21 protein-coding genes are annotated in these 25,152 nt (G+C 73.4%); 8 read left to right on the forward strand and 13 right to left on the reverse strand.

From position 1 onward, the window contains the following. Positions 1-94 precede the first annotated feature (94 nt). Complete coding sequence (locus ACFY93_RS19085; protein WP_391360152.1) at positions 95-1,012, forward strand: hypothetical protein; 918 nt, start codon at positions 95-97, stop codon at positions 1,010-1,012. A 34-nt stretch (positions 1,013-1,046) separates the two neighbouring features. Here the strand turns inward: ACFY93_RS19085 and ACFY93_RS19090 are convergent, their stop codons facing one another. Further along, positions 1,047-1,769 (reverse strand): VWA domain-containing protein, encoded by a 723-nt coding sequence (locus ACFY93_RS19090; RefSeq protein ID WP_391360155.1) that lies wholly within the window; start codon positions 1,767-1,769, stop codon positions 1,047-1,049. A 190-nt stretch (positions 1,770-1,959) separates the two neighbouring features. Between ACFY93_RS19090 and ACFY93_RS19095 the strand changes: the two genes are divergently transcribed. Continuing rightward, positions 1,960-2,874, forward strand: a complete 915-nt coding sequence (locus ACFY93_RS19095) for a rhomboid family intramembrane serine protease (RefSeq protein WP_391360158.1) — start codon at positions 1,960-1,962, stop codon at positions 2,872-2,874. A gap of 183 nt (positions 2,875-3,057) precedes the next feature. On the opposite strand, the gene ACFY93_RS19100 is transcribed toward ACFY93_RS19095, so the two are convergent. The 3 genes from ACFY93_RS19100 to ACFY93_RS19110 form a co-directional block, all read right to left on the reverse strand. Continuing rightward, positions 3,058-4,518 carry a glutamate synthase small subunit gene (locus ACFY93_RS19100; protein WP_391360161.1) on the reverse strand — a complete coding sequence of 487 codons (1,461 nt, stop codon included), beginning with the start codon at positions 4,516-4,518 and terminating at the stop codon, positions 3,058-3,060. Continuing rightward, positions 4,511-9,112 carry a glutamate synthase large subunit gene (gene gltB, locus ACFY93_RS19105; RefSeq protein ID WP_391360164.1) on the reverse strand — a complete coding sequence of 1,534 codons (4,602 nt, stop codon included), beginning with the start codon at positions 9,110-9,112 and terminating at the stop codon, positions 4,511-4,513. Before gltB ends, ACFY93_RS19100 begins: the two co-directional genes overlap by 8 nt. A gap of 439 nt (positions 9,113-9,551) precedes the next feature. Beyond that, positions 9,552-10,283 carry a VIT1/CCC1 transporter family protein gene (locus ACFY93_RS19110; protein WP_391360167.1) on the reverse strand — a complete coding sequence of 244 codons (732 nt, stop codon included), beginning with the start codon at positions 10,281-10,283 and terminating at the stop codon, positions 9,552-9,554. Positions 10,284-10,562: 279 nt separating this feature from the next. Between ACFY93_RS19110 and ACFY93_RS19115 the strand changes: the two genes are divergently transcribed. The 6 genes from ACFY93_RS19115 to ACFY93_RS19140 are packed head-to-tail and all read left to right on the forward strand — an operon-like array spanning position 10,563 to position 17,552. Further along, entirely contained in the window at positions 10,563-11,663 is a 1,101-nt protein-coding gene (locus ACFY93_RS19115) for an ADP-ribosylglycohydrolase family protein (protein WP_391360170.1), read from the forward strand. Further along, positions 11,660-12,955, forward strand: a complete 1,296-nt coding sequence (locus ACFY93_RS19120) for an ADP-ribosylglycohydrolase family protein (protein ID WP_391360176.1) — start codon at positions 11,660-11,662, stop codon at positions 12,953-12,955. The genes ACFY93_RS19115 and ACFY93_RS19120 overlap by 4 nt, the downstream gene beginning before the upstream one ends. Before the next feature lie 7 nt (positions 12,956-12,962). Then, on the forward strand, positions 12,963-14,120 hold the full coding sequence (locus ACFY93_RS19125) for an ADP-ribosylglycohydrolase family protein (RefSeq protein WP_391360178.1): 1,158 nt from the start codon (positions 12,963-12,965) through the stop codon (positions 14,118-14,120). Continuing rightward, entirely contained in the window at positions 14,120-15,475 is a 1,356-nt protein-coding gene (locus tag ACFY93_RS19130) for an ADP-ribosylglycohydrolase family protein (protein ID WP_391360498.1), read from the forward strand. Before ACFY93_RS19125 ends, ACFY93_RS19130 begins: the two co-directional genes overlap by 1 nt. Further along, positions 15,472-16,698: a CoA transferase gene (locus ACFY93_RS19135; protein WP_391360181.1), complete on the forward strand. Its 1,227-nt coding sequence runs from the start codon at positions 15,472-15,474 to the stop codon at positions 16,696-16,698. Before ACFY93_RS19130 ends, ACFY93_RS19135 begins: the two co-directional genes overlap by 4 nt. After that, positions 16,695-17,552 (forward strand): aldolase/citrate lyase family protein, encoded by an 858-nt coding sequence (locus ACFY93_RS19140; protein WP_391360183.1) that lies wholly within the window; start codon positions 16,695-16,697, stop codon positions 17,550-17,552. The genes ACFY93_RS19135 and ACFY93_RS19140 overlap by 4 nt, the downstream gene beginning before the upstream one ends. Before the next feature lie 166 nt (positions 17,553-17,718). On the opposite strand, the gene lgt is transcribed toward ACFY93_RS19140, so the two are convergent. From lgt to ACFY93_RS19185, 9 genes are all read right to left on the reverse strand, one after another. Beyond that, complete coding sequence (gene lgt, locus ACFY93_RS19145; RefSeq protein ID WP_391360186.1) at positions 17,719-18,825, reverse strand: prolipoprotein diacylglyceryl transferase; 1,107 nt, start codon at positions 18,823-18,825, stop codon at positions 17,719-17,721. Between the two features lie 119 nt (positions 18,826-18,944). Then, positions 18,945-19,730: a thioredoxin domain-containing protein gene (locus ACFY93_RS19150; protein ID WP_391360187.1), complete on the reverse strand. Its 786-nt coding sequence runs from the start codon at positions 19,728-19,730 to the stop codon at positions 18,945-18,947. A gap of 132 nt (positions 19,731-19,862) precedes the next feature. Further along, a complete protein-coding gene (trpA, locus tag ACFY93_RS19155; protein ID WP_391360190.1) occupies positions 19,863-20,678 on the reverse strand; it encodes a tryptophan synthase subunit alpha in 816 nt (271 codons plus the stop codon). Then, the gene (gene trpB, locus ACFY93_RS19160; protein ID WP_391360193.1) at positions 20,675-21,961 is read right to left on the reverse strand and encodes a tryptophan synthase subunit beta; all 1,287 of its coding nucleotides are present in this window, start codon (positions 21,959-21,961) and stop codon (positions 20,675-20,677) included. The genes trpA and trpB overlap by 4 nt, the downstream gene beginning before the upstream one ends. A gap of 154 nt (positions 21,962-22,115) precedes the next feature. Then, positions 22,116-22,484 (reverse strand): tryptophan biosynthesis modulator TrpM, encoded by a 369-nt coding sequence (gene trpM / locus ACFY93_RS19165; RefSeq protein WP_391360196.1) that lies wholly within the window; start codon positions 22,482-22,484, stop codon positions 22,116-22,118. A 6-nt stretch (positions 22,485-22,490) separates the two neighbouring features. Then, positions 22,491-23,300 carry an indole-3-glycerol phosphate synthase TrpC gene (gene trpC / locus ACFY93_RS19170; RefSeq protein WP_391360198.1) on the reverse strand — a complete coding sequence of 270 codons (810 nt, stop codon included), beginning with the start codon at positions 23,298-23,300 and terminating at the stop codon, positions 22,491-22,493. Positions 23,301-23,499: 199 nt separating this feature from the next. Next, positions 23,500-23,955 carry a DUF2752 domain-containing protein gene (locus ACFY93_RS19175; RefSeq protein WP_391360201.1) on the reverse strand — a complete coding sequence of 152 codons (456 nt, stop codon included), beginning with the start codon at positions 23,953-23,955 and terminating at the stop codon, positions 23,500-23,502. A 104-nt stretch (positions 23,956-24,059) separates the two neighbouring features. After that, positions 24,060-24,293, reverse strand: a complete 234-nt coding sequence (locus ACFY93_RS19180) for an HGxxPAAW family protein (protein ID WP_391360203.1) — start codon at positions 24,291-24,293, stop codon at positions 24,060-24,062. Positions 24,294-24,471: 178 nt separating this feature from the next. Then, positions 24,472-25,128: a TIGR02234 family membrane protein gene (locus ACFY93_RS19185; protein WP_391360206.1), complete on the reverse strand. Its 657-nt coding sequence runs from the start codon at positions 25,126-25,128 to the stop codon at positions 24,472-24,474. Positions 25,129-25,152 lie beyond the last annotated feature (24 nt).

Here is a 25,152-nt window from a genome sequence, read left to right on the forward strand (position 1 = left end):
CCGCGGGCGGGGCGCCGCCTACAGTGGAGGCGACGAACCCGGGTCCCATCCGGGAGTCCACTCGGGGTCTCAGCGGTCCTCAGGGGGTGCGGACGTGGCCGACGGCGGACCGGTCGAGCACGGCTACCCGCATCTGGAGACGGTGCGGGCCGCGGTCAACGCGCTCTACAAGCGGCTCTCGTACGACACCGTCCACGCGTTCGCGACCAGCGTGCCCCCCGCCGACGTGGCCTTCGGCGACACCGATGACCTGCATCTGGGCGCGCAGCGCGTGGCCCGCGAGATGGTCCGCCACTACCGGCTGCCGGACGCCCGGATGATCGTCGGCTTCCGCGAGATGACGCACGCGGCGAACGTCGAACTCGCGGCGGGACCGGAGTACTTCATCGAGCTCAACGACCGCTTCCGCACCCACCGGCGGGACATCGGCGCGGCCCTCGCGCACGAGGTGATGCACGTCCTGCTGCACCGGCTCGGCCTGTCGTTCCCGGGGACCCGGGACAACGAGATCCTCACGGACACGGCGGCGACGTATCTCGGCGCGGGCTGGCTGCTCCTGGACGCCTACCGGGAGGACGCGGCGTCCTCGCAGAAGCTCGGGTATCTCACCCCGGAGGAGTTCGGTTACGTCCTCGCCAAGCGGGCGCTGGTGTTCGGCGAGGATCCGGCGGTGTGGTTCACCAGCCCGCAGGCGTACACCGCGTACACGGAGGGCATGGCGCTGGCCCGCCGTGACGAACGGCAGCCTCCGCTGGCGGCGGCCGGCTGGACGGACCGCCGCCGGTACGCCGGTCACCGGCGGCACGCGCGGGGTGAGGGCGGCCGTCCGTCCCCGGGCCGCGGGCGGGGTGCCCTGACCGGCATCCCGTACGCCTTCGCTTCCGGTGACGACGGGCGGCTGCGCGTCTCGTTCCCCTGCCCGGTCTGCCGGCAGCGGATCAGGGTGCCGGTGCGCGGCCGGGTGAAGGCGCGCTGCGGGCTGTGCCGGACGGTGCTGGAGTGCAACACGTAGCGCGCCGGGCCCCCGGGGTGCGGGCCCGGTCCGCTCAGGCGGCGATGATGCCCTGGGCGCGTGCCGCCGCGAGCCAGGCCGGGAACTCGCCGACGATCTGGTCGTACAGCTCCTTGTCCGACACCTTGCGCGGGTTCCGGCCGGCGTGGAAGAACCCGGCGTTGTCGATGACCCGCTTCTGCGGCACCGCGAGTTCGTCGAGCTTGCGCAGGAACTCGAACTGGCGGCTGCCGGGGTCCCCGAAGCCTATGAACTGCCAGAACAGCGGCAGCCGCGCCGCCTTGCACACGTACCGTTCCGCGGCGAGCTTGTTGATGGGGCCGCCGTCCGTCTGGAAGACGACGAGCGCCGGGTCCGTCGAGCCGCTGTCCAGGTAGTGGTCGATGACCGCGTCCATCGCGAGGTGGTAGCTGGTCTTGCCCATGTGGCCGAGTCCGGCCACGATCCGGTCGACGCGCCCCTGGTGGTCGGCGAGCGCGATGTCGGTGACCGCGTCGATGTCGGTGGAGAAGAAGACGACCGGCACGCTGCCGTCGTCGTCGAGGTGGGCGGCCAGGCCGAGGACCCGGTCGGCGAGGGCCTGCACGCTGCCGTCCTTGTAGTACGGCTTCATGGAGCCCGAGTAGTCGACGACGAGGTAGACGGCGGCCCGCCGGCCGTCGAGCCCGTGCCGGCCGAGACTGTCGCCCGCCTTCTTGTACAGGTCGACCAGCGCGGGCGCGGTCTCCTTCACCTTGGTCAGGCTGATCGCCGCCATCGAGCTCCCCCTCGGTACCTGTGCGAACGCGTGTCCGTCAACGGCCGTGCCGGTGACGGGCGTGGTGAGAGTACGTCACGGCCGACCCTCACCGCCCGCTTGTCCGAGCGTGTTCGCTATTTTGTTCGTCGCCGTCCCCACCGGCTCGTTCATCGTCCCCGTACCACCATGAGTCCTTGAGGAGCCGGACGTGGAATCCGAGTCCGCCGTCACCACCTGCTATCGCCACCCCAGGGTGGAGTCGCACGTCCGGTGCACCCGCTGCGACCGCTACATCTGCCCGGACTGCATGCGCGAGGCGGCCGTCGGCCACCAGTGCGTGGAGTGCGTGCGGGAGGGGGCGCGCTCCGTCCGGCAGGCCCGCACGGTCTTCGGCGGCCGGGTCTCGACGGTGCCCGTGGTGACGTACGCGCTGATCGGGCTCAACGTGCTCGCCTACCTCGCGGAGCTGGTGCGGACGTCGGTCGTGGACCGGTTCGCCATGCTGGGCGCCGGTCTGGTCGGCCCGGACGGCGGGCACTACCTGTGGCAGGACGCCTACCCCGCGGGGTTCCACGCGGAGGGGGTCGTGGACGGGGAGTGGTACCGGCTGCTGACCGGGGCGTTCCTGCACCTGCCGCCGGACCAGGGGACGTTCGGGATCATGCACATCCTGCTCAACATGGTGTCGCTGTGGAACCTGGGGCGGGTCGTGGAGGCGCAGCTGGGCCGCGCCCGCTATCTCGCCCTGTATCTGCTCTCGGCGCTCGGCGGTTCGGTCCTCGTGCTGCTGCTCGCGCCCGGCGCGAGCACGGTCGGCGCGTCCGGGGCGGTCTTCGGGCTGGGTGCGGCGTACTACGTCATGGCGCGCCGGCTGGGCGCGGACATGCGGGGCGTCAACCGGTTCATGGCGGGGCTGCTCGTGTGGCTGCTGGTGTCGGCGGGGCTGACGTCCTGGCAGGGCCACCTGGGGGGGCTGCTGTCGGGGGCGGTGGTGACGCTGGCCTTCGCCTATGTCCCCCGGGGGCCGCGGCGAGGTGTGGTGCAGGGGGCGGTGTGTGCGGGGCTGCTGGTGCTGCTGGTGCTGCTGGCGGTGGGGAAGGTGGGGGCGCTGGGGGGTGTCTGACACATGGGCGTGCGCGACGCCACGGGCATGTGTCAGACACCCCCCAGGGGCTGACCGGACCGGGGCGCCCGCCTGCTGCGGCGGGGCCGGGAGGCACCACGGCGCCTGCCGTAGTCCGGTCGGGGACTGGCAGGCGCCGTGTTCAGTTCCGTACGCCTTTGTACGGGACGACTGTGGGGCGGGTCAGACCGTCAGGGAACGGTCCGTGGGGCGGATCGGTGCCGGCAGTTCGCTCGCGCCCGTGAGGAAGCGGTCGACGCCGCGGGCGGCGGAGCGGCCCTCGGCGATGGCCCAGACGATCAGCGACTGGCCGCGGCCGGCGTCACCGGCGACGTAGACGCCGGGGACGTTGGTCGCGAAGTCCGCGTCGCGGGCGATGTTGCCGCGCTCGTCGAGGTCCAGGCCGAACTGGGTAACCAGCCCGTTCTCGACGTCCGTACCGGTGAAGCCCATGGCGAGGGTGACCAGCTGGGCGGGGATCTTGCGCTCCGTGCCCTGCTTCGGGGCCGGCCTGCCGTTGACGAACTCGACCTCGACCATGTGCAGCCACTGGACGTTGCCGTCCTCGTCGCCCTCGAAGTGGGTGGTGTTGACGGAGTAGACCCGCTCACCGCCCTCCTCGTGCGCGGAGGTGACCTTGTAGAGCATGGGGAAGGTCGGCCACGGCTGGCCCGCGTTCCGCTCCTCGCCGGGCCGCGGCATGATCTCCAGCTGGGTGACGGAGGCGGCGCCCTGGCGGTGGGCGGTGCCCACGCAGTCCGCGCCGGTGTCGCCGCCGCCGATGACGACGACGTGCTTGCCCTCGGCGGTGATCGGGGGCGCCACGAAGTCGCCCTCCTGCACCTTGTTGGAGAGCGGCAGGTACTCCATCGCCTGGTGGATGCCCTTCAGCTCCCGGCCGGGGACGGGCAGGTCACGGGCGGTGGTGGCGCCGGCGGCGACGACGACCGCGTCGTAGCGCTTGCGCAGCTTCGCCGCGTCGATGTCGCGGCCGATCTCCACGCCGGTGCGGAACTTGGTGCCCTCCGCGCGCATCTGCTCGATACGGCGGTTGATGTGGCGCTTTTCCATCTTGAACTCGGGGATGCCGTAGCGCAGCAGGCCGCCGACGCGGTCGGCGCGCTCGTACACGGCGACCGTGTGGCCGGCCCGGGTCAGCTGCTGGGCGGCGGCGAGGCCGGCGGGGCCCGAGCCGATGACCGCGACCGTCTTGCCGGAGAGGCGCTCCGGGGCCTGGGGCGCGACGTCGCCGCGGTCCCACGCCTGGTCGATGATCGACACCTCGACGTTCTTGATGGTCACCGGCGGCTGGTTGATGCCGAGCACGCACGCCGACTCGCACGGGGCGGGGCACAGGCGGCCGGTGAACTCCGGGAAGTTGTTGGTGGCGTGCAGACGCTCCTGCGCGGCCGACCAGTCCTCGCGGTAGGCGTAGTCGTTCCACTCGGGGATCAGGTTCCCGAGCGGGCAGCCGTTGTGGCAGAACGGGATGCCGCAGTCCATGCAGCGGCTCGCCTGCTCGCTGATGATGGGGAGCAGGGAACCGGGCACGTAGACCTCGTTCCAGTCCTTGACGCGCTCGCCGACCGGGCGGGTCCTGGCGACCTCGCGGCCGTGGTTGAGAAAGCCCTTGGGATCAGCCATTGGTCGCCGCCTCCATCATCTTCTCGGTGATCTCGGACTCGGGGAGTCCGGCTCGCTCGGCGGCGTCCTTGGCGGCGAGCACTGCCTTGTACGTGCTGGGGATGATCTTCTTGAAGCGGGAGACGCCTGCGTCGGCGCTGTCCCACTCGGCGAGGATCTTCTCGGCGACCGTGGAGCCGGTCTCCTCCTGGTGGCGGCGCACGACGTCGTGCAGCCACTGCTTGTCGGTGTCGTCGAGGGCTTCGACGGCGCCGAGGTTGCCGGCGTTGACGTTGTCCGGGTCGAGGTCGATGACGTAGGCGACGCCACCGGACATGCCGGCCGCGAAGTTGCGTCCGGTCTCGCCGAGCACCACGGCGTGGCCGCCGGTCATGTACTCGCAGCCGTGGTCGCCCACGCCCTCGGAGACGACGGTCGCGCCGGAGTTGCGGACGCAGAAGCGCTCGCCGGTGCGGCCGCGCAGGAACAGCTCGCCGCCCGTCGCGCCGTAGGCGATGGTGTTGCCGGCGATCGTCGAGTACTCGGCGAGGTGGTCGGCGGCCCGGTCCGGGCGGACGACGACACGGCCGCCGGAGAGGCCCTTGCCGACGTAGTCGTTGGCGTCGCCCTCCAGGCGGAGCGTGACACCGCGCGGCAGGAACGCGCCGAAGGACTGGCCTGCGGACCCGGTGAAGGTGATGTCGATGGTGTCGTCGGGCAGGCCGGCGCCGCCGAACTTCTTCGTCACCTCGTGGCCGAGCATGGTGCCGACCGTGCGGTTGATGTTGCGGATGGCGACCTGGGCGCGGACCGGCTGGGCGTCGGCCTCGGAGTTCGCGGCGAGGGCGTCGGCGGCGAGCTTGATCAGCTCGTTGTCGAGCGCCTTCTCCAGTCCGTGGTCCTGGGCGACGACCTGGTGGCGGACGGCGCCCTCGGGCAGCGCGGGCACGTGGAGGAGCGGGGCGAGGTCGAGGCCCTGCGCCTTCCAGTGGTCGACGGCCCGGGTGACGTCGAGGTTCTCGGCGTGGCCGACGGCCTCCTCGATGGAGCGGAAGCCGAGCTCGGCGAGGATCTCGCGGACCTCCTGGCCGATGAACTCGAAGAAGTTCACGATGTACTCGGCCTTGCCGGAGAAGCGGTCGCGCAGCACCGGGTTCTGGGTGGCGATGCCGACCGGGCAGGTGTCCAGGTGGCAGACGCGCATCATGACGCAGCCGGAGACGACGAGCGGCGCGGTCGCGAAACCGAACTCCTCGGCGCCCAGCAGCGCGGCGATGACGACGTCGCGGCCGGTCTTCAGCTGGCCGTCGGTCTGGACGACGATGCGGTCGCGCAGTCCGTTGAGCAGGAGGGTCTGCTGGGTCTCGGCGAGGCCGAGCTCCCAGGGGCCGCCCGCGTGCTTGAGGCTCGTCAGGGGCGAGGCACCCGTGCCGCCGTCGTGCCCGGAGATGAGGACGACGTCCGCGTGGGCCTTGGAGACGCCCGCGGCGACGGTGCCGACACCGACCTCGGAGACCAGCTTGACGTGGATGCGCGCCTGGGGGTTGGCGTTCTTCAGGTCGTGGATGAGCTGGGCGAGGTCCTCGATGGAGTAGATGTCATGGTGCGGCGGCGGGGAGATGAGCCCCACGCCCGGCGTCGAGTGCCGGGTCTTCGCCACCCACGGGTAGACCTTGTGGCCGGGCAGCTGGCCGCCCTCGCCGGGCTTGGCGCCCTGCGCCATCTTGATCTGGATGTCGTCGGCGTTGACCAGGTACTCCGAGGTCACGCCGAAGCGGCCGGAGGCGACCTGCTTGATGGACGACCGGCGGGCCGGGTCGTACAGGCGCTCCGGGTCCTCGCCGCCCTCACCGGTGTTGGACTTGCCGCCCAGCTGGTTCATGGCGATGGCGAGGGTCTCGTGCGCCTCCTGGGAGATGGAGCCGTACGACATGGCGCCGGTGGAGAAGCGCTTGACGATCTCGGAGACGGGCTCGACCTCGTCGACGGGGATCGGCTGCCGTCCGCTCTTGAAGCCGAACAGGCCGCGCAGCGTCATCAGGCGCTCGGACTGCTCGTTCACGCGGTCCGTGTACTTCTTGAAGATGTCGTAGCTGCGGGTGCGCGTCGAGTGCTGGAGGCGGAAGACCGTCTCCGGGTCGAACAGGTGCGGTTCGCCCTCGCGGCGCCACTGGTACTCGCCGCCGATGTCCAGGGCGCGGTGCGCGGGGGCGATGCCGGAGGCGGGGTAGGCCTTGGCGTGCCGGGCGGCGACCTCCTTGGCGATGACGTCGAGGCCGGCGCCGCCGATCTTGCTGGCGGTGCCGTTGAAGTACTTCTCGACGAAGGCCGCCTCGAGGCCGACGGCCTCGAAGACCTGGGCGCCGCGGTAGGAGGCGACGGTGGAGATGCCCATCTTGGACATGACCTTGAGGACGCCCTTGCCGAGGGCGTGGATCAGGTTGCGGATGGCCTGTTCGGCCTCGATGCCGCTGAGGAACGTGCCGGCGCGGACGAGGTCCTCGACGGACTCCATCGCCAGGTACGGGTTGACGGCGGCGGCGCCGAAGCCGATGAGGAGGGCCACGTGGTGGACCTCGCGGACGTCGCCGGCCTCGACCAGCAGGCCCACCTGGGTGCGCTGCTTGGTGCGGATGAGGTGGTGGTGGACGGCGGAGGTGAGCAGCAGCGAGGGGATCGGCGCGTGCTCGGCGTCGGAGTGCCGGTCGGACAGGACGATCAGGCGGGCGCCGTTGTCGATGGCCGCGTCGGCCTCGGAGCAGATCTCCTCGATCCGGGCCGCGAGGGTGTCGCCGCCGCCGCTGACCCGGTACAGGCCGGAGAGGGTCGCGGCCTTCATCCCGGGCATGTCGCCGTCGGCGTTGATGTGGATGAGCTTGGCGAGCTCGTCGTTGTCGATGACCGGGAAGGGCAGGGTGACGCTGCGGCAGGACGCGGCGGTCGGCTCCAGCAGGTTGCCCTGGGGGCCCAGCGAGGAGCGCAGCGAGGTGACGAGCTCCTCGCGGATGGCGTCCAGCGGCGGGTTGGTGACCTGCGCGAACAGCTGGGTGAAGTAGTCGAACAGCAGCCGCGGGCGCTGCGACAGCGCGGCGATGGGGGTGTCGGTGCCCATCGAGCCGATCGGCTCGGCGCCGGCCTTGGCCATCGGCGCGACGATGACGCGCAGCTCTTCCTCGGTGTAGCCGAAGGTCTGCTGGCGGCGGGTGACCGAGGCGTGGGTGTGCACGATGTGCTCGCGCTCGGGGAGGTCGGACAGCTCGATCTCGCCGGCTTCCAGCCACTCCGCGTACGGCTTCTCGGCGGCGAGGGAGGCCTTGATCTCGTCGTCCTCGATGATGCGGTGCTCGGCGGTGTCCACGAGGAACATGCGGCCGGGCTGCAGGCGGCCCTTGCGGACGACCTTGGAGGGGTCGATGTCGAGGACGCCGACCTCGGAGCCGAGGACGACGAGGCCGTCGTCGGTGACCCAGTAGCGGCCGGGGCGCAGGCCGTTGCGGTCGAGGACCGCACCGACCTGGGTGCCGTCGGTGAAGGTGACGCAGGCGGGGCCGTCCCAGGGCTCCATCATCGTGGCGTGGTACTGGTAGAAGGCGCGGCGGGCCGGCTCCATGGAGTCGTGGTTCTCCCACGCCTCCGGGATCATCATGAGCACGCTGTGCGGGAGGCTGCGGCCGCCGAGGTGGAGCAGTTCCAGGACCTCGTCGAAGGACGCGGAGTCGGAGGCGTCGGGCGTGCAGACGGGGAAGATCCGGTCGAGGTCGCGGCCGCCGAAGACGTCGGAGACGAGCTGGGACTCGCGGGCCTTCATCCAGTTGCGGTTGCCCTTGACCGTGTTGATCTCGCCGTTGTGGGCGACGAAGCGGTACGGGTGGGCGAGCGGCCAGCTCGGGAAGGTGTTGGTGGAGAACCGGGAGTGCACGAGCGCGATCGCGGAGGCGAAGCGGCGGTCGGACAGGTCCGGGAAGAAGGGCTCCAGCTGGCCGGTGGTCAGCATGCCCTTGTAGACGACGGTCCGGGCGGAGAGCGACGGGAAGTACACGCCGGCCTCGCGCTCGGCGCGCTTGCGCAGCACGAACGCCTTGCGGTCGAGTTCGATGCCCCGGGCGTCGCCGGCGCTCACGAAGATCTGCCGGAAGGCGGGCATGGTCGAGCGGGCGGTGGCGCCGAGCAGTCCGGGGGCGACCGGGACCTCGCGCCAGCCGAGGACGGTGAGGTCCTCCTGGGCGGCGATCGTCTCGATCTGTGAGACGGCGGCGTCGGTGCCGTCCTCGGGCAGGAAGGCGATGCCCACGGCGTACGCGCCCGCCTCGGGCAGGGCGAAGTCCGCGACCTCGCGGAAGAAGGCGTCGGGGACCTGGGACAGGATGCCCGCGCCGTCGCCGGAGTCGGGCTCGGAGCCGGTGGCGCCGCGGTGCTCGAGGTTGCGCAGAACCGTGAGCGCCTGCTCGACCAGCGCATGGCTCGCCTCGCCGGTGAGGGTGGCCACGAAGCCGACGCCGCAGGCGTCGTGCTCGTTGCGGGGGTCGTACATACCCTGCGCGGCAGGGCGAGCATCCATGAAGGACCAGTTCTGGCCATTCGCGGAGTGCTGGGACGGCTGGCGCGGCGTACGCATCGGCTCTCCCGTCGTCGTCGTGGCAATGTGCTGTTGCCGAGGGACGACGTTGGCCCTCTGCTGTGGGGTGCTGAAATTTGGTGCAGGTTACATGATGGAGCGCATCTCGTGAACTGAATGACTCGTTCCAGCATGTGGACACTCGCGAGGGTGGCAGCGAGTGTCGCGGGGGGTGCGTGGCGGGGTGCGGCGGGGGGCACCGCGGGGTGGCGGCGGGGGGCGGTCCGGCCGGGCAGATCAGTGCCCGTGGGACCGGGGCGCGGCGGGCAGCGTCGCCCGCCTCGCGAGGTGTCTCAGGGTGTCACAGGGGTGTCTCGTGGTGCGGCGTGGGCGTCATTGCCCGCGGCGCTTACGGCTCATGCCCCGTGGTCATACGATCGAAACCGCCGAGTAACAACTATTTATGCGGGGTCCTGCATAAATGATCGTTCCGGCGGTGTCATCCTACGGCCGTACCGAACAGGTTGCCCAGGACGTACGTCACACCGGCCGCGGCGCCGCCCAGCACGAGCTGCCTCAGCCCGCTGTACCACCAGGACCGCGCGGTCACCCGGGCGACGACGGCGCCGCAGGCGAAGAGTCCGAGCAGGGCGAGCAGCAGCGCGGGCCACAGGGCGGTGGCGCCCAGCAGGAACGGCAGTACGGGCAGCAGGGCGCCCAGGGCGAAGGAGCCGAAGCTGGACACGGCGGCGACGGCCGGGGAGGGCAGGTCGCCGGGGTCTATGCCGAGCTCCTCGCGGGCGTGGATCTCCAGGGCCTGTTCGGGGTCGCGGGAGAGCTGCCTGGCCACCTCGCGGGCGAGCGCGGGCTCGACGCCACGGGACGCGTACAGCTCGGCGAGCTCGCGCTCCTCGTCCTTGGGGTGCTTGCGCAACTCGCGTCGCTCGACGTCCAGTTCGGCCTGGACGAGTTCGCGCTGAGAGGCGACGGAGGTGTACTCGCCCGCGGCCATGGAGAAGGCACCGGCGGCGAGGCCCGCGAGACCGGTGATGACGATCGTGCGGTGGGAGACATCACCGCCGGCGACGCCGGTCATGAGGGCGAGGTTGGAGACGAGGCCGTCCATGGCGCCGAAGACGGCGGGGCGCAGCCAGCCGCCGTTCACATCCCGGTGGGTGTGGTTGTCGCGGTGCGCCTCGTGCAGCGTCGCCTCGGTGTCGATGATGGCCATATCGGGGTCCCCCACCTGCTTCGTTGGACTGTTTCCACTTTTGGACAACACTGAACGTACGCCTCGAATTTCCTTCCCGCCAGCAAGGAAGGCCGTACTTACCTGCGCTTTCACGCCGCTTCGCTCATCCGTGGAGCCTTGTGCACAGATGTCGACCGGGTGACGCCGGTGCCCGCGAGGCTCGGGCGGGCCGCTCCGGTGGGACACATGCGGGGAGGGTTCCGAGCGCCGCCCACCACCCTCCGCGTGCCGGCCGGAACCCCGAGAGGAGAGGCACGTATGGCTTCCACCGCCTGCATTCCCTCGGTCCCGGCGCCCCAAGAGGCCGTCGGTCTGCGCGATCGGGCCCGCGGCGCGCTGCTCGGTCTCGCCGTCGGTGACGCGCTGGGCGCACCCGCCGAGAACATGAAACCGTCCGAGATCCGCGCCCGCTGGGGGCGGATCACCGGGTACGTCGTCGACAACCCGGCCGGTACGGACGACACGGAGTACGCGATCTTCTCCGGCCTGCTGCTCGCCCGCCACGGTTCGGCGCTCACGGTGGCGCAGGTGGAGACGGCCTGGCACCAGTGGATCGCGGACCGGGACGAGGGGCCGTTCCGGGGCGCGGGGTTCAGCGAGCGGGGCACGCTGGAGAACCTGCGCCGGGGGCTGGCCGCGCCGATCTCGGCGCAGCACCGGCACGCGTGGAGCGACGGGCTGGCGATGCGGGCGGCGCCCTTCGGGGTGTTCGCGGCGGGGCGCCCGGCCGAGGCGGCACGCCTGGTGGCGATCGACGGCTCGGTCAGTCACGAGGGCGAGGGCATCTACGGCGGCCAGGCCGTCGCGGCGGGGGTCGCGGCGGCGATGGTGGGGGCGCCGGCCGTCGTGGTCGTCGCCTCGGCGCTGGCGGTCGTCCCCGACGACTCGTGGACGGCGCGGTCGCTGCGGCGCGCGGTCGCCGCGGCGCAGGGCGGCGAGCGGGCGGTCCGCTCCGCGGTGGTGATCGGCGGCTACCCCTGGACGGATCTCGCCCCGGAGGCGGTCGCCCTCGCCTTCGGCGCGTACGCCGCCGCGGACGGCGACTTCACCGAGTCGGTGCTGGCGGCGGTCAACATGGGCCGCGACGCGGACACCACGGCGGCGGTGGCCGGCGCGCTGGCGGGCGCGAGCCGGGGCGCCGCCGCCGTCCCCGCCGCCTGGGCGGCCGCCATCGGCCCGGCCCGGGGCACCTGCCTCCCCTCGATGGCGGGCCACCACGTCCTGGACGTCGCTGACCTGCTGACCCCGGCCGACGACGAGAGATGGCCCCCGCAGACGCCCCGCCCCGCCCCGGACGAGGCGGCACCGGGCACGCACGCGAACGCCGGGGCGGGCGCGGCGGACGGGGTGCTCTCATGAGCGCCGGCCGGCCGGACGGACCCCCGAACGCCGACGGGGGCGGCGGGGGCCCGACCGGCACCTTCGGGGACGGCTCGGCCCGTCCGGGCGGCGCGTCCCCGGCCGGCACCGTGGTCCTGCTGCCGCCCGGTTTCCCGGACGCCGTCGTCGCCCCGGCCGCCGGGGCCGGGGCGGGCGCGGTCCGGCGGGTCGAGGGGCTGCTGCTGGGGCTGGCCGCCGGGGACGCCTCCGGGTGGCCGGCCGCGCGTCACCGGGCCGCGCGGATGCCCGAGTGGACGCGGCGCCTCACCCGGGAACTCGACACGTTCGCCGAGCAGAACGCGACCACGACCCTGCCCGTGCCGATCGCGCTGAACCAGCCGCCGGAACCGCTCAGGCTCGGCCCCTCCGACGACGCCGAGTGGGCCGTGTTCACCGCGCAGGCCGTGCTGCGCGCCGGGGACGGCAGCGTGCTCGGCGACCTGAGCCGGGAGCGGCGGATCCGGGCGAGCATCGACCTGTCGTGGAGCGCCGTCGCCGGCGAGGTCGCCGCCGCCGCGGAACGCGCCCCGGAGGTCGAGTCGGCCGTGCTGCCGCTGCGCGCCCGGATCTCCGTGAGGGCGGGTCTCGGCAACCTCGCCGCGGGGCTGCGCCCGCCGGCCACCGGCCATGACAATCCGCACTACTTCGACGACGCGGCCTGCGTCCGGGCCTGCGTGCTGGCCGTGGTCCACCCGGGCGAGCCGCGGTCCGCCGCCGGACTCGCCGAGTTCGACGCCCGCTACACCCAGGACGGGGACGGCGTGCACGGCGCCCGCGCCATGGCGGCGGCGCTCGCGCTGGCCCTGGCCGGCGCGGACGTCGACGCCTGCGTGACCGCCGCGCTGGCCGAACTCCCCGAGGCGACGGAGATCGGCCGCAACGCACGGCACGCGATCGCCCTCGCCCGCGAGGCCGACGGCGTCTTCGGTCTCGTACCCCTCCTGGAGCACCAGATCGTCGACCACGTCTACAGCTACGGCATCGCCGCCGCCGAGACCGTCCCGGTCGCCCTCGCCCTCGCCACCGCGGCCCGCGGCCGGATCGCGGAGGCCGTGCCCGCCGCGGCCTGTCTCTCCCGCGTCGCCGACTCCGCTCCCGCCCTCGTGGGCGCGCTGACCGGCGCACTCGGCGGCGGCGCCGCGATCCCCGCCGCCTGGCGGGAGTCCTGCCGCACCCTCTCCGGCTGCGCCCTGCCCCGCCTCACCGGCACGGACCTGGTTCAACTCGCCGACCTCCTGGAAGCCACGGAACTGGCCGCCACAGCGGGATGATTCGGGCATGACGCCCAAAGCAACAGGAACGGCGGGTCTCGACGAACGGATCACCGGCGCCCTCGTCGGAGCCGCCGTCGGCGACGCGCTGGGCGGCCCCGTCGAGGGGTACGCCTCCGAGCAGATCGCGGAACGGCACGGCGGCCGGGTGCACGGCGTCGTCGGCCCCTGGAACGGCGACGCCTGGCGCACCGCCCGCCCCATCGCCCCGTACCACAAAGGCGACGGGCACGTCACCGACGACACCTTGATGACGCACGCGCTGGTACGGGTGTACGCGGCCGTCCGCGACCACCTCGACGCGTACGCCGTCGCCGAGCACCTGGTCCCCGACCTGATGACCACCCCGCGCTGGATCCCCGAGCTGGAGGCCGAGGCACTCCCCCTGCAGCGGATCTTCCTCGCCGAGAAGTGGCTGGTGGCGCGGCTTCACTACGGCCACGTGGACCCCCGTGAGGCCGGCACGGGCAACATCGTCAACTGCGGTGCCGCGATGTACATGGCCCCGGTCGGCCTGGTCAACGCCGCCGACCCGGCGCGCGCGTACGCCGAGGCGCTGGACGTCGCGGGCGCCCACCAGTCGTCGTACGGGAGGGAGGCCGCCGGCGTCTTCGCGGCGGCCGTCGCCGCGGCCTGCGCACCCGGCGCCGGCCCGGACTCGGTCGTCGGCGCCTGTCTGGCGCTCGCCAAGGACGGCACCCGGGCCGCGATCGAGGCCGTCTGCGACGTCGCCTCCCGCTACTCGGACTTCGAGTCGGCGCTGCGGCCGCTGCGCGGGGCCGTCGCCCCGTACGACACCGTGGGCCCCGACTACCGCTCCCCCTCCCTCGGCGCCCGCCGGCCCTCCCGGCTGCACTCGATCGAGGAGCTGCCGATCGCGCTGGGCATGCTGCTGGTGGCCCGCGGCGACTACCGGCACGCGGTCCTCGGCTCGGTCAACTACGGCCGGGACTGCGACTCGATCGCCACCATGGCCGGAGCGATCGCCGGTGCCCTGGGCTCGGAGGTCCCGCACGACTGGGCGAAGACCGTCGCCGAGTCCAGCCGCCTCGACCTGCACGCCCCGGCGGCGGCCCTCGCCGAGGTGGCGCGCGAGGTCTTCGAACGGGACGTGCGCCGCCGCCGCGCCCACGAGGCCGCGTTCGGGGAACTGGCGGGGACGTGATGCTGCGACTGACCTGGGTCCAGCCGGAGGACCTCCTCGGCCACGAACTGCGCCAGGCCGCGCAGGACGGACGCGAGCCGTCGGCCGTCGCGGCCCGCTGGCGGGCGGCCGGCGGCCCCGAGGCCCCGCCGCGCGCGGGGGCGTCGGCCTCGGCGGCGTCCCGGTACCTGCGGGTCCTCGCCGAGGACCTCCTCGACGAACTCGCCGACCTGCCCGGCACGTTGGCGGACCGCGAGCCCACCGGCCTCGGACGCATCAAGGCCCTGTGCCCCGACTGGCCCGCCCCGCGCCCCGCGGCGCCCACCGTGTCCGCCCTGGAGGCCGCCTGGCTGGGCCGGGCGGCCGGCTGCCTGCTCGGCAAACCGGTCGAGAAGCTCCCCCTCGACGGCATCCGCGCGCTCGCCCGCGCCACCGGCAACTGGCCGCTGCGCACCTGGTTCACGGCCCGCGGCGTCCCCGACGCCCTGGCCCGCGCCCACCCCTGGAACACACGCTCCGCGTCCACCTCCCTCGCCGAGAACATCGACGGGATGCCGGAGGACGACGACTTGAACTACCCCCTGCTGAACCTGCTGCTGCTGCGCCGCCACGGCCCGGACTTCACCACCGCGGACGTGGCCCGGCTCTGGCTGGACGAGCTGCCCGCGGGCCGCACCTTCACCGCGGAACGCGTCGCCTACCGCAACCTCCTCGACGGGATCGAGCCGCCCCTCACCGCCCGCCGCCGCAACCCGTTCCGTGAGTGGATCGGCGCCCTGATCCGCGCGGACGTGCACGGCTGGACCCGTCCCGGGGACCCGGGAGCGGCCGCCGAACAGGCCCACCGGGACGCGGTCCTCACCCACACCGCGAACGGCGTCTACGCGGCCATGTTCACGGCGGCCGTGATCGCCGAGGCGGCCACCGGCACGGCCGACGTGCACGCCTGCCTGCGCACCGGGCTCGGTGTCGTCCCGCCCGGCTCCCGGCTGGCCCGGGCGGTCCGGCACGCGGTCCGGCTGGCCCGTACGACACCGGACTTCGACACGGTCGCCGACACCCTGCACGCCACCCACCGCGCCTACCACTGGGTGCACGCCGTCCCCAACACGGCGCTGATCGCCGCCGCCCTCACCCACGCGGACGGCGACTTCGCGGGGTCGGTCTGCCGGGTCGTGTCCGGCGGCCTCGACACCGACTCGAACGGCGCGACCGCGGGCAGCGTCGCGGGCCTGCTCGCCGGGCACCCCGCCGCCCTGCCCGAGCAGTGGACGGCGCCGCTGAAGAACCGGCTCGCCTCCTCCGTCGCCGACTTCGACGGCGTCGGCTTCGACGCCCTCGCCCACCTCACGCACCGGGAGATCCGCCGCCCATGACCCCCAACACCGTGCCCGGCAGCACACCCTCCCTGGCGCACGGGCCGCTCACCGGTATGCGGGTGCTCGACCTCGCCACGCTGTTCGCCGGGCCGCTCGCCGCGACCATGCTCGGGGACTTCGGCGCCGAGGTGATCAAGGTCGAGCACCCGGCCAAGCCGGACCCGTCCCGCGGCCACGGCCCCTCGAAGGACGGCATCGGCCTCTGGTGGAAGCTGCTGGGCCGCAACAAGCGCGTCATGACGCTCGACCTGTCGAAGCGGGGCGGCCAGGCCACCCTGCTGCGCCTCGCCCGGACGGCCGACGTGATCGTGGAGAACTTCCGCCCCGGCACGCTGGAGAAGTGGGACCTGGGCTGGGAGGAGCTGTCGACGGCGAACCCCCGGCTCGTCCTCGCCCGCGTCACCGGCTTCGGCCAGTTCGGCCCGTACGCGCACCGGCCGGGCTTCGGCACGCTCGCCGAGGCCATGAGCGGCTTCGCCGCCATCACCGGCGAGCCGGACGCTCCCCCGGTCCTGCCCCCGTTCGGCCTGGCCGACTCGATCGCGGGCCTCGCCACGGCGTACGCGGTCCTCGCGGCGCTCACGGCCCGCGACCGCACCGGCGAGGGCCAGGTGATCGACATGGCCCTCATCGAGCCCATCCTGACCGTCCTCGGCCCGCAGCCGCTCTGGTACGACCAGCTGGGCCACGTCCAGCCCCGCACCGGCAACCGCTCGGCGAACAACGCGCCCCGCAACACCTACCGCACCTCCGACGGCTCCTGGGTCGCCGTGTCGACCTCGGCGCAGTCGGTCGCGGAGCGGCTGATGGATCTGGTCGGCCGCCCCGAGCTGGCCGGGGAGCCGTGGTTCGCCACGGGTGCCGGGCGGGCCGGCCACGCCGACGTCCTCGACGAGGCGGTCGGCACCTGGATCGCCCGGCACACCCGCACCGAGGTCCTGGAGGCCTTCGACAAGGCGGAGGCGGCCGTCGCCCCGGTCTCGGACGTCCGGGACGTCATGACCGACCCGCAGTACGCGGCCCTGGACTCGGTCACCACCGTCGACGACCCCGAACTCGGCCCCCTGCGGATGCAGAATGTCCTCTTCCGGCTCTCCGCCACCCCCGGCGCGATCCGCTGGGCCGGCCGCCCGCACGGCGCCGACACCGACGCCGTACTCGGCGAACTGGGCCTGTCCGGCGCCGAGATCCACACCCTGAGATCGGAGGGAGCCCTGTGACCCCCACCCGTACCAGGACCGCCGCCCCATACCCGCTCACCTGGCTGTACGTTCCCGGTGACCGGCCCTCGGTGGTGACCAAGGCCCTCGGCTCGGGAGCGGACGTCGTCCTGATCGACCTGGAGGACGCGGTCGCCCCCGAGCGCAAGGAGTACGCCCGCTCGGCCACCGCGGAACTGCTGTCCGAGCCCCCACCGGTCCCGGTCCACGTCCGCGTCAACGCCCTGACCGGTCCGCTGGCCGAGGCGGACCTCCAGGCCATGTCCTCCCTCCCCGGCGTGTCCGGGCTGCGTCTGCCGAAGGTGACGTCCCCGGGCGACGTCGTGCACGTCGCCGAGCGGACGGCACCGGCCGAGGGCGGCGCGCTCAATCTGTACGCCCTGCTGGAGTCCGCGCTCGGCGTGGAGCGGGCGTTCGCCGTCGCCTCCGCGCACCCGGCGCTGCACGGCGTCTCGCTGGGCGAGTCGGACCTGCGGGCGGACCTCGGGGTGCGCGACGACGCCGGCCTGGACTGGGCGCGCGGGCGGGTCGTCGTCGCCGCGCGCGCCGCCGGGCTCGCCCCGCCGACCCAGTCCGTGCACCCGGACATCCGGGACCTCGACGGGCTGGCGGCGTCGTGCGCCCGGGGACGCGCCCTGGGCTTCCTCGGCCGGGCGGCCATCCACCCCCGGCAGCTGCCCGTCATCGAGCGGGCCTACCTGCCCTCCCCCGAGGAGATCGTCGCCGCGCAGGAGGTCGTCAAGGCCGCCGCCACCGAGCACGGCGCCCTGGCCCTGCCCGACGGCCGGTTCGTCGACGCGGCGGTGGTCAACGACGCCCGCCGGACGCTCGCGCTGGCCGACCGGCTGAGCTGAGCGGCGCGGCCCCCGCACGCCACGGCCCCGCACGCGACGGGACGGACGGGACGCCACGGGCGGAGGCGGGCGGATACGCCGACGGGGCGCCGGATCCAGATGGTCCGGCGCCCCGTCGGGCGTGTGTGCGGGCGGGCGGCTCGCGGCGGCCTCCCGGCGCGGTCCGTCAGCCCTTCTTGGCCGACTCGGCCTTTCCGGCCTTCTCCGCCGTCTTCACCTCGTCGGCCTCAGCGGCTTCGTCGGCCTCGGCTGCGGCGACCGCCGGTTCGTCGGCCTCGGCGGTCTTGCCGCTCCTACCGCTCTTTTCAGCCGTGCCGGTCTTGTCGGCCTTGTCGGCCTTCTCCGCCTTTTCCGTCTTGCCGGCTTCGTCCTTCCCGGACGCGGGCTTGCCCTTGCCGAGGTCGACGGCGTCAGTGTCACCGTCGGACGGGGCGTCCTCGCCGGCCGCGTCGTCCTGGGCGCCGGGCTCGACGATCTCCTCGCGGCCCGGACGCAGCCTGGAGGAGACCACCATGTAGACCACGGCGAGGACGAAGACCCCGAGGGCCGTCCAGTCGTTCAGCCGGATGCCCAGGAAGTGGTGGGCGTCGTCGACGCGCATGTACTCGATCCAGGCGCGGCCCACGCAGTACGCCGCGACGTACAGGGCGAAGGCCCGTCCGCGTCCCAGCTTGAAGCGCCGGTCGGCCCAGATGACGAGCAGGGCGACGCCGACGCACCACAGGGACTCGTACAGGAACGTCGGGTGGTAGTACCCCGGGACCCGGCCGTCGGTCGCGGACGTGATGTGCAGCGCCCAGGGGAGGTCGGTCTCCTTGCCGTAGAGCTCCTGGTTGAACCAGTTGCCCCAGCGGCCGCAGGCCTGGGCGAGGGCGATGCCGGGCGCGACGGCGTCGGCGTACGCGGGCAGCGGGATGCCACGGCGGCGGCAGCCGATCCAGGCACCCACCGCGCCCAGCGCGATCGCGCCCCAGATGCCGAGCCCGCCCTCCCAGATCTTGAAGGCGTCCACCCAGTCACGGCCCGCGCTGAAGTACAGCTCGTAGTCCGTGATCACGTGGTAGAGCCGGCCGCCGACGAGACCGAACGGCACGGCCCAGATGGCGATGTCCGCCACCGTGCCGGCGCGGCCGCCGCGGGCGACCCACCGCTTGTTGCCGAGCCAGACGGCTACGAAGACGCCGATGATGATGCAGAACGCGTAGCCGCGCAGCGGAATGGGGCCGAGGTGCAGCACTCCGCGTGACGGGCTGGGAATGTAGGCAAGTTCCATGGCAGACATGACGCTACCGCGCCGCACGCGTCCCACGGCAACCAGCCCGGCAACGGGTCCATAACGTGCGCCGCCCCCGGGGCCGCTCGGGGCCCCGGGGGCGGGTGTCCGGCAGCGGCTCAGTCCTCGTTCGCCTGCTGGACCATCTTCTTCAGCTTCGCGGGGGTCATCGACTGGTCCGCGTAGATGTTCTTGCCGCCGAACAGCACGGTCGGGGTGCCGGAGAAGCCGCCCTTCTGGAAGGCCTCGTTCGACTTGACGGTCCAGCTGTTGTGCCTGCCGTCCTTGACGCAGGAGCGGAAGGCGGGTGTGTCCAGTCCCTTCACCCGGCCGGCCAGCTCGATCAGCCTGCCGTCGTCGGAGAAGGCGTCGTCGGTCTCGTGGGGCTGGTTCTTGTAGAGGACGTCGTGGTACGCGGCGAACTTCCCGGCGTCCTGGGCGCAGGCCGCCGCGTTGGCCGCGTGGCGGGAGCCGCTGCCGCCCATGTTCCCGTCGATGAGGGTCGCCAGGTGGTACTCGACCCTGAGCTGTCCGGACTTCGTCAGCTGGTGGATCGTCGGGCTGTACCGGGTCTCGAAGGACTGGCAGGCCGGGCAGCGGAAGTCCTCCCACACCGTGAGGGCCGACTTCGCGTCGTCCTTGCCGACGGGGATGGCGAGGCCGTCCTTGCCCTGCGCCCCCGAGGGGGACACCACCGGGCCCGACGTGTCGCTCTTGGCGGCCTCCTTGTCGCCGCCCGAGTTCGCGGCGAGGACGCCGATCACCGCGGCCAGCCCCAGGACGCAGACCACGGACGCGCCCACGATCAGCGCCCGGCGGCGCTTCTCCGCGGCTCTGTGCTTCTCTCGCTCGACCGCCAGCCGCTCGCGGGCGGTGCGCTTTCCCTCACGGTTCTTCTCGCTCACATCCGGCAGAACGAACCGGACAGGCCCAGCGCGTCTCCCGGGCCCCAGGTCCACTCGTACGAGTGAGCGGGTACGCCCGCGGTTGCTCCGCGCGCGTACCCGCTCCCGTCGGGTGTCCGGCCGGCCGGTCCGTCAGGCCGTGCGGCGCACGCCCTTCGCGAGGTCGCCCGCGAGGGCGCGGACCGCCTCCAGACCCGCGGCCTCGTCCGGGGCGTCCAGCATCCGCTTGACGAAGGCGGACCCGACGATCACGCCGTCGGCGAAGCCCGCGACCTCGGCGGCCTGGGCGGCGTCCGAGACGCCGAGGCCGACGCAGACGGGCAGCTCGGTCGTCGCCTTCGTCCGCCGGACCAGGTCCTGCGCCTGCTCCCCCACCGACGCACGGGTGCCGGTGACGCCCATCAGTGAGGCCGCGTAGACGAAGCCGGAGCCCGCCTCGGTGATCTCGGCGAGCCGGGCGTCCTTGCTGCTCGGCGCGACGACGAACACGGTCGCGAGGCCGTGCTTGGCGGCGTGCTCGCGCCACAGCGCCGACTCCTGGACCGGGAGGTCGGGCAGGATGCAGCCCGCGCCGCCCGCGTCCGCCAGCTCCGCGGTGAACCGCTCGACGCCGTAGCGGTCGATCGGGTTCCAGTACGTCATCACGAGCACCGGCTTGCCGGTCGCCTCGTGCGCCTCCCGGACCGTGCGCATGACGTCGGCGATCCGGACGCCGCCGCGCAGGGCGATGTCGTCGGCGGTCTGGATGACGGGGCCGTCGAGGACGGGGTCGCTGTGCGGCAGCCCGACCTCCACGACGTCCGCGCCGCCGTCGAAGACGGCCTTGATCGCGGCGATGCCGCCGTCCACGGTCGGGAAGCCGGCGGGGAGGTACGCGATGAGCGCGGACCGCCCCTCCTGACGGGCCCCGGCGAGGGTGTCGCTCAACAGCCGGATGTTGCCGCTCACTTGGCGTCCCCCTCGATCTCGGCGGTGTCGGTGTCGGTGTCGGCCTCGACGGAGCCGTCGGTGTCGTACAGGCCGAAGTAGCGGGCGGCCGTGTCCATGTCCTTGTCGCCGCGCCCGGACAGGTTGACGACGATCAGCCCGTCCTTGCCCAGCTCCCTGCCCACCTCCAGGGCCCCGGCCAGCGCGTGCGCGCTCTCGATGGCCGGGATGATGCCCTCGGCGCGGGACAGCAGGCGCAGGGCCTGCATGGCCGCGTCGTCGGTGACGGCCCGGTACTCGCCGCGGCCGCTGTCCTTGAGGTAGGCGTGCTCGGGGCCGATGCCGGGGTAGTCGAGTCCGGCGGAGATGGAGTAGGGCTCGGTGATCTGCCCCTCGTCGTCCTGGAGCACGTACGAGCGCGAGCCGTGCAGGATGCCGGGCTCGCCCGCGGTCAGCGTGGCCGCGTGCTCACCGGTCTCGACACCGTGCCCGGCGGGCTCGCAGCCGATCAGGCGGACGTCCGCGTCGGGGATGAAGGCGTGGAAGAGGCCGATGGCGTTGGACCCGCCGCCGACGCAGGCGATCGCGGCGTCGGGCAGGCGTCCGGCCTGCTCCAGGAGCTGGCGGCGGGCCTCGACGCCGATGACGCGGTGGAAGTCGCGGACCATCGCCGGGAAGGGGTGCGGTCCCGCGACGGTGCCGAACAGGTAGTGCGTGCGGTCGACGTTGGCGACCCAGTCGCGGAACGCCTCGTTGATGGCGTCCTTCAGGGTGCGGCTGCCGGACTTCACGGCGATGACCTCGGCGCCGAGCATACGCATCCGGGCCACGTTCAGCGCCTGGCGCCGGGTGTCGATCTCGCCCATGTAGATGGTGCAGTCGAGGCCGAACAGCGCGCAGGCGGTGGCGGTGGCGACGCCGTGCTGGCCGGCGCCGGTCTCGGCGATCACGCGGGTCTTGCCCATGCGCTTGGTGAGCAGGGCCTGGCCGAGCACATTGTTGATCTTGTGCGAGCCGGTGTGGTTGAGGTCCTCGCGCTTGAGGAACACCCGGGCGCCGCCCGCGTGCTCGGCGAAGCGCGGCACCTCGGTGAGGGAACTGGGCCGGCCGGTGTAGTGGACGAGCAGGTCGTCCAGCTCCCGGGCGAACCCGGGGTCGGCCTTCGCCTTGTCGTACTCGACGGCGACCTCGTCCACGGCGGCGACCAGCGCCTCCGGGATGAACTTGCCGCCGAACGCGCCGAAGTACCCCTCGGCGCTGGGGACCCGGCCCTCGGGGTCGGGAAGGAAGAACTGACTGGGCATGCGGTTACCTCGCAGGGGCGTCGGCCCCGGTCGAAGTCGGACAACGGTCTCGGTACGCGGACGCGCACGCCGCCGGGGCCCGCCCAAGGCGGACCGGTCAGCCGGTCAAGCCGGTCAGCCGGTCAGCCGGTCAGCCGGTCAGCCGGTCAGCCGGTCAGCCGAGGGAGGGTCCGGTGGCGCGTACGCGCTCGGGCCATCGCATGCCGTTGACCTGGCCGGGCTCGTCGCCGATGACGTAACGGACGCGGCGGCCGTGGACGCGCCGCGCGGGCGCCCGGCAGCCGCGCGGACGGCAGCCCCGGGCGAGACGGGCGTACGGGCCGCTGCTCGCGTGCTCGGCGACGGCGGCCGGTCGCAGCCGCGCCCGGCGGACCTGCCGCCGGACCGTCGGGAGGCCGCCCCTAGCCGGGTCGTACGCGCCCTCGGGCACCGGGGACGGATCCGTGCGCCGCGCGTCCGCGCACACCGGCGGCCCGTCGGGGCGGGAGCCCGGACGGGTCACGGCGTGGGCGGCGGGGCGCACGGCGGGTCAGCTCCGGCCGTGCCGCAGCGCGGGGTGCTCGCCGGCGGCGACCAGGTCGGAGACGGCCGTCTTGGGGTCGCGGCCGGTGACGAGGGACTCGCCGACCAGGACCGCGTCGGCCCCGGCGTTCGCGTAGGCGATGAGGTCGTGCGGGCCGCGGACCCCGGACTCCGCGACCTTGACCAGGCCGTGCGGGACCCCGGGGGCGACCCTCTCGAAGGTCGAACGGTCGACCTTGAGCGTCTTCAGGTTGCGCGCGTTGATCCCGATCACCTTCGCGCCGGCGTCCACCGCGCGCTCGGCCTCGTCCTCGTCGTGCACCTCGACGAGCGGGGTGAGCCCGATGGACTCGGCGCGCTCGATGAGGGACTCCAGGGCGGCCTGGTCGAGGGCGGCCACGATCAGCAGCGCGAGGTCGGCGCCGTACGCCCGGGCCTCCCACAGCTGGTACGACGTGACGATGAAGTCCTTGCGCAGGACCGGGATGTCGACGCGGGCGCGGACCGACTCCAGGTCGGCCAGCGAACCGCCGAAGCGGCGCTCCTCGGTGAGGACGGAGATGACGGCGGCGCCGCCCGCCTCGTAGTCGGCGGCGAGCCCCGCCGGGTCGGCGATCGCGGCCAGCGCGCCCTTGGAGGGGCTGGAGCGCTTGACCTCGCAGATGACCTTCACGCCCTCGCCGCGCAGCGCGGCCGCCCCGTCCCGGGCCGCGGGCGCCTTCGCCGCGCGCTCCTTGAGCTCGTCGAGGCTGACGCGCGCCTGCCGCTCCGCGAGGTCGGCACGGACTCCGTCGATGATCTCGTCGAGCACACTCACGCGAGCGGCCCCCTTCCAGACGGTTGAGAGTTGAAGCAGGTCGAGCAATCCGACCGGAATGCCCGCATGAGGCGATTCCGATGGTCACTGCGATGGTATCCGGAGGAAGGCGTAGGCCTCACATCCGGTTGACGCCGATTCCACTACCTGGACATTCGTCCCCCGGTCAAGGACGGATCGAGGACGGATCCGGGATGGGTCAGGGATGGAGCGGGCCGCCGAAAGGCAGGTTCCGGACAAGGGTGAAGAGCAGCAGCAGGGTGCCTCCCGTCCAGAGGTGCACGGGCCGCGGATCGATCCGCAGCGGGCGCCCGCGCACGGCCCGGACCACCCAGACGGACCACAGCACGGCGAACAGCGCGTACCCGGCGACGGCGACGGCGTTGTCCCCGAGCGCGGCCACCAGGTCCCCGTGCGCGACGGCGTGCGCGCTGCGCAGACCTCCGCAGCCGGGGCAGTACAGGCCGGTGAGGCGCAGCAGCGGGCAGGCGGGGTAGTGGCCCGGCTGGTTCGGGTCGACGGCCCCGACGTAGGCGAAGGCGCAGGCGACGGCGGTGAGGACCGCCCCGGGGGCGGCCAGGCGCCGCGCCATGGCCCCCGGCCGGCTGCCGGGCGCCCACGGCATCGTCTGCTGCTCTGCGTCCACGCCCCGCATTCTGCCCTTCCCCCGGCTCCCGCGCCCGCCCGTACGCGCGAGAGGCGGTCCCGGGGCTCTCGCGCTCCGGGGCCGCCTCGCGGACGTGCGGGTTACGGGGAGGATCAGCTCTGGGAGCCGGCGGCCTCGTGGACCGGATGGTCGGACTTCGACTGGCCCATGCCGGCCGCCTTCATGGCGGCGCCGACGACACCTCCGAGGGCGACGACGATCAGGCCGGCCCAGAAGCCCAGCGGGTTGGCCAACACCATGAAGGCACCCGCCACGCAGAAACCGATGAAGGCGATGATGACACCGGTCCAGGCGGCCGGGGTGTGACCGTGGCTGCTGCCCGCCATGACTTGCTCCTCGTTGCTGTGTACGTGTGTGAGTCGGACACTCGTGGGTCATTGTCCCGTACTCGCGCGTCCGCGATGAGCGCGGGGTCGTTCCTCGCGCGTCCGTGAGGAGCACGGGGGTCGTTCCTCGCGCGCCGGCTCGGGCCGGTGGTGTCCGACCGGGCCGGCGGGGTCGCGCTCAGGCGGGATCGGGGCCCGTCGGGTCCTCGCCGCGGTCCAGGGCCTTCCACAGGTCCTCGGGGCGGTCGGGGTCGACGACCGGGGCCTTGCGGGGACGGGGGCGCCCGTCCCGCTCGTAGCGGCCGGACATCGCGGGCCACAGCCGGCCGTAGCGCAGTGCGAGCAGCCCGGCGAGCAGGATGAGCGCGCCGCCCGCCGCCGCCACGTAGGGCCAGGCGGTGTGGCTGAGCGCCTCGACGGTCGCGGAGGTGTTGCCGGAGGTCTTGGCGGCCTTCTCGTCGAGCGCGGCGGTGTCGCCGACGCCGAGCAGGGCCGCGGCGGCCGTGCCGGCGCCGGAGACCGCGAGGAGCGCGGAGACGAGCAGGCGTCCGGCGCGGCGGACGGCGAAGACGGCCACCAGCGCGGCGAGTCCGACTATGGCGAGGGCCGCGGGCACGCCCGTGACCTCGCTGCCCGTGGCGCTCAGCGGGAAGTCGCCGCCGGGCACCGCGACGGTGCCGGAGGACCAGCCCTGGCGGGAGGCGAGCAGGGCCACGGCCGCGCCGAGCGCGCCGGACAGCAGGGCGACGCCGAGGCTGCGGCGGCCCACGTCGCGCGAGCGGGCGGGTCCGAGCGCCTGGGATCGGGGGTGCGGAACAGCAGTCACGTACTCCACTATCGCCTGAACCCCGGGCGAACA

The sequence above is a fragment of the Streptomyces sp. NPDC008313 genome (assembly GCF_042956125.1).
Classification (GTDB): Bacteria; Actinomycetota; Actinomycetes; order Streptomycetales; family Streptomycetaceae; genus Streptomyces.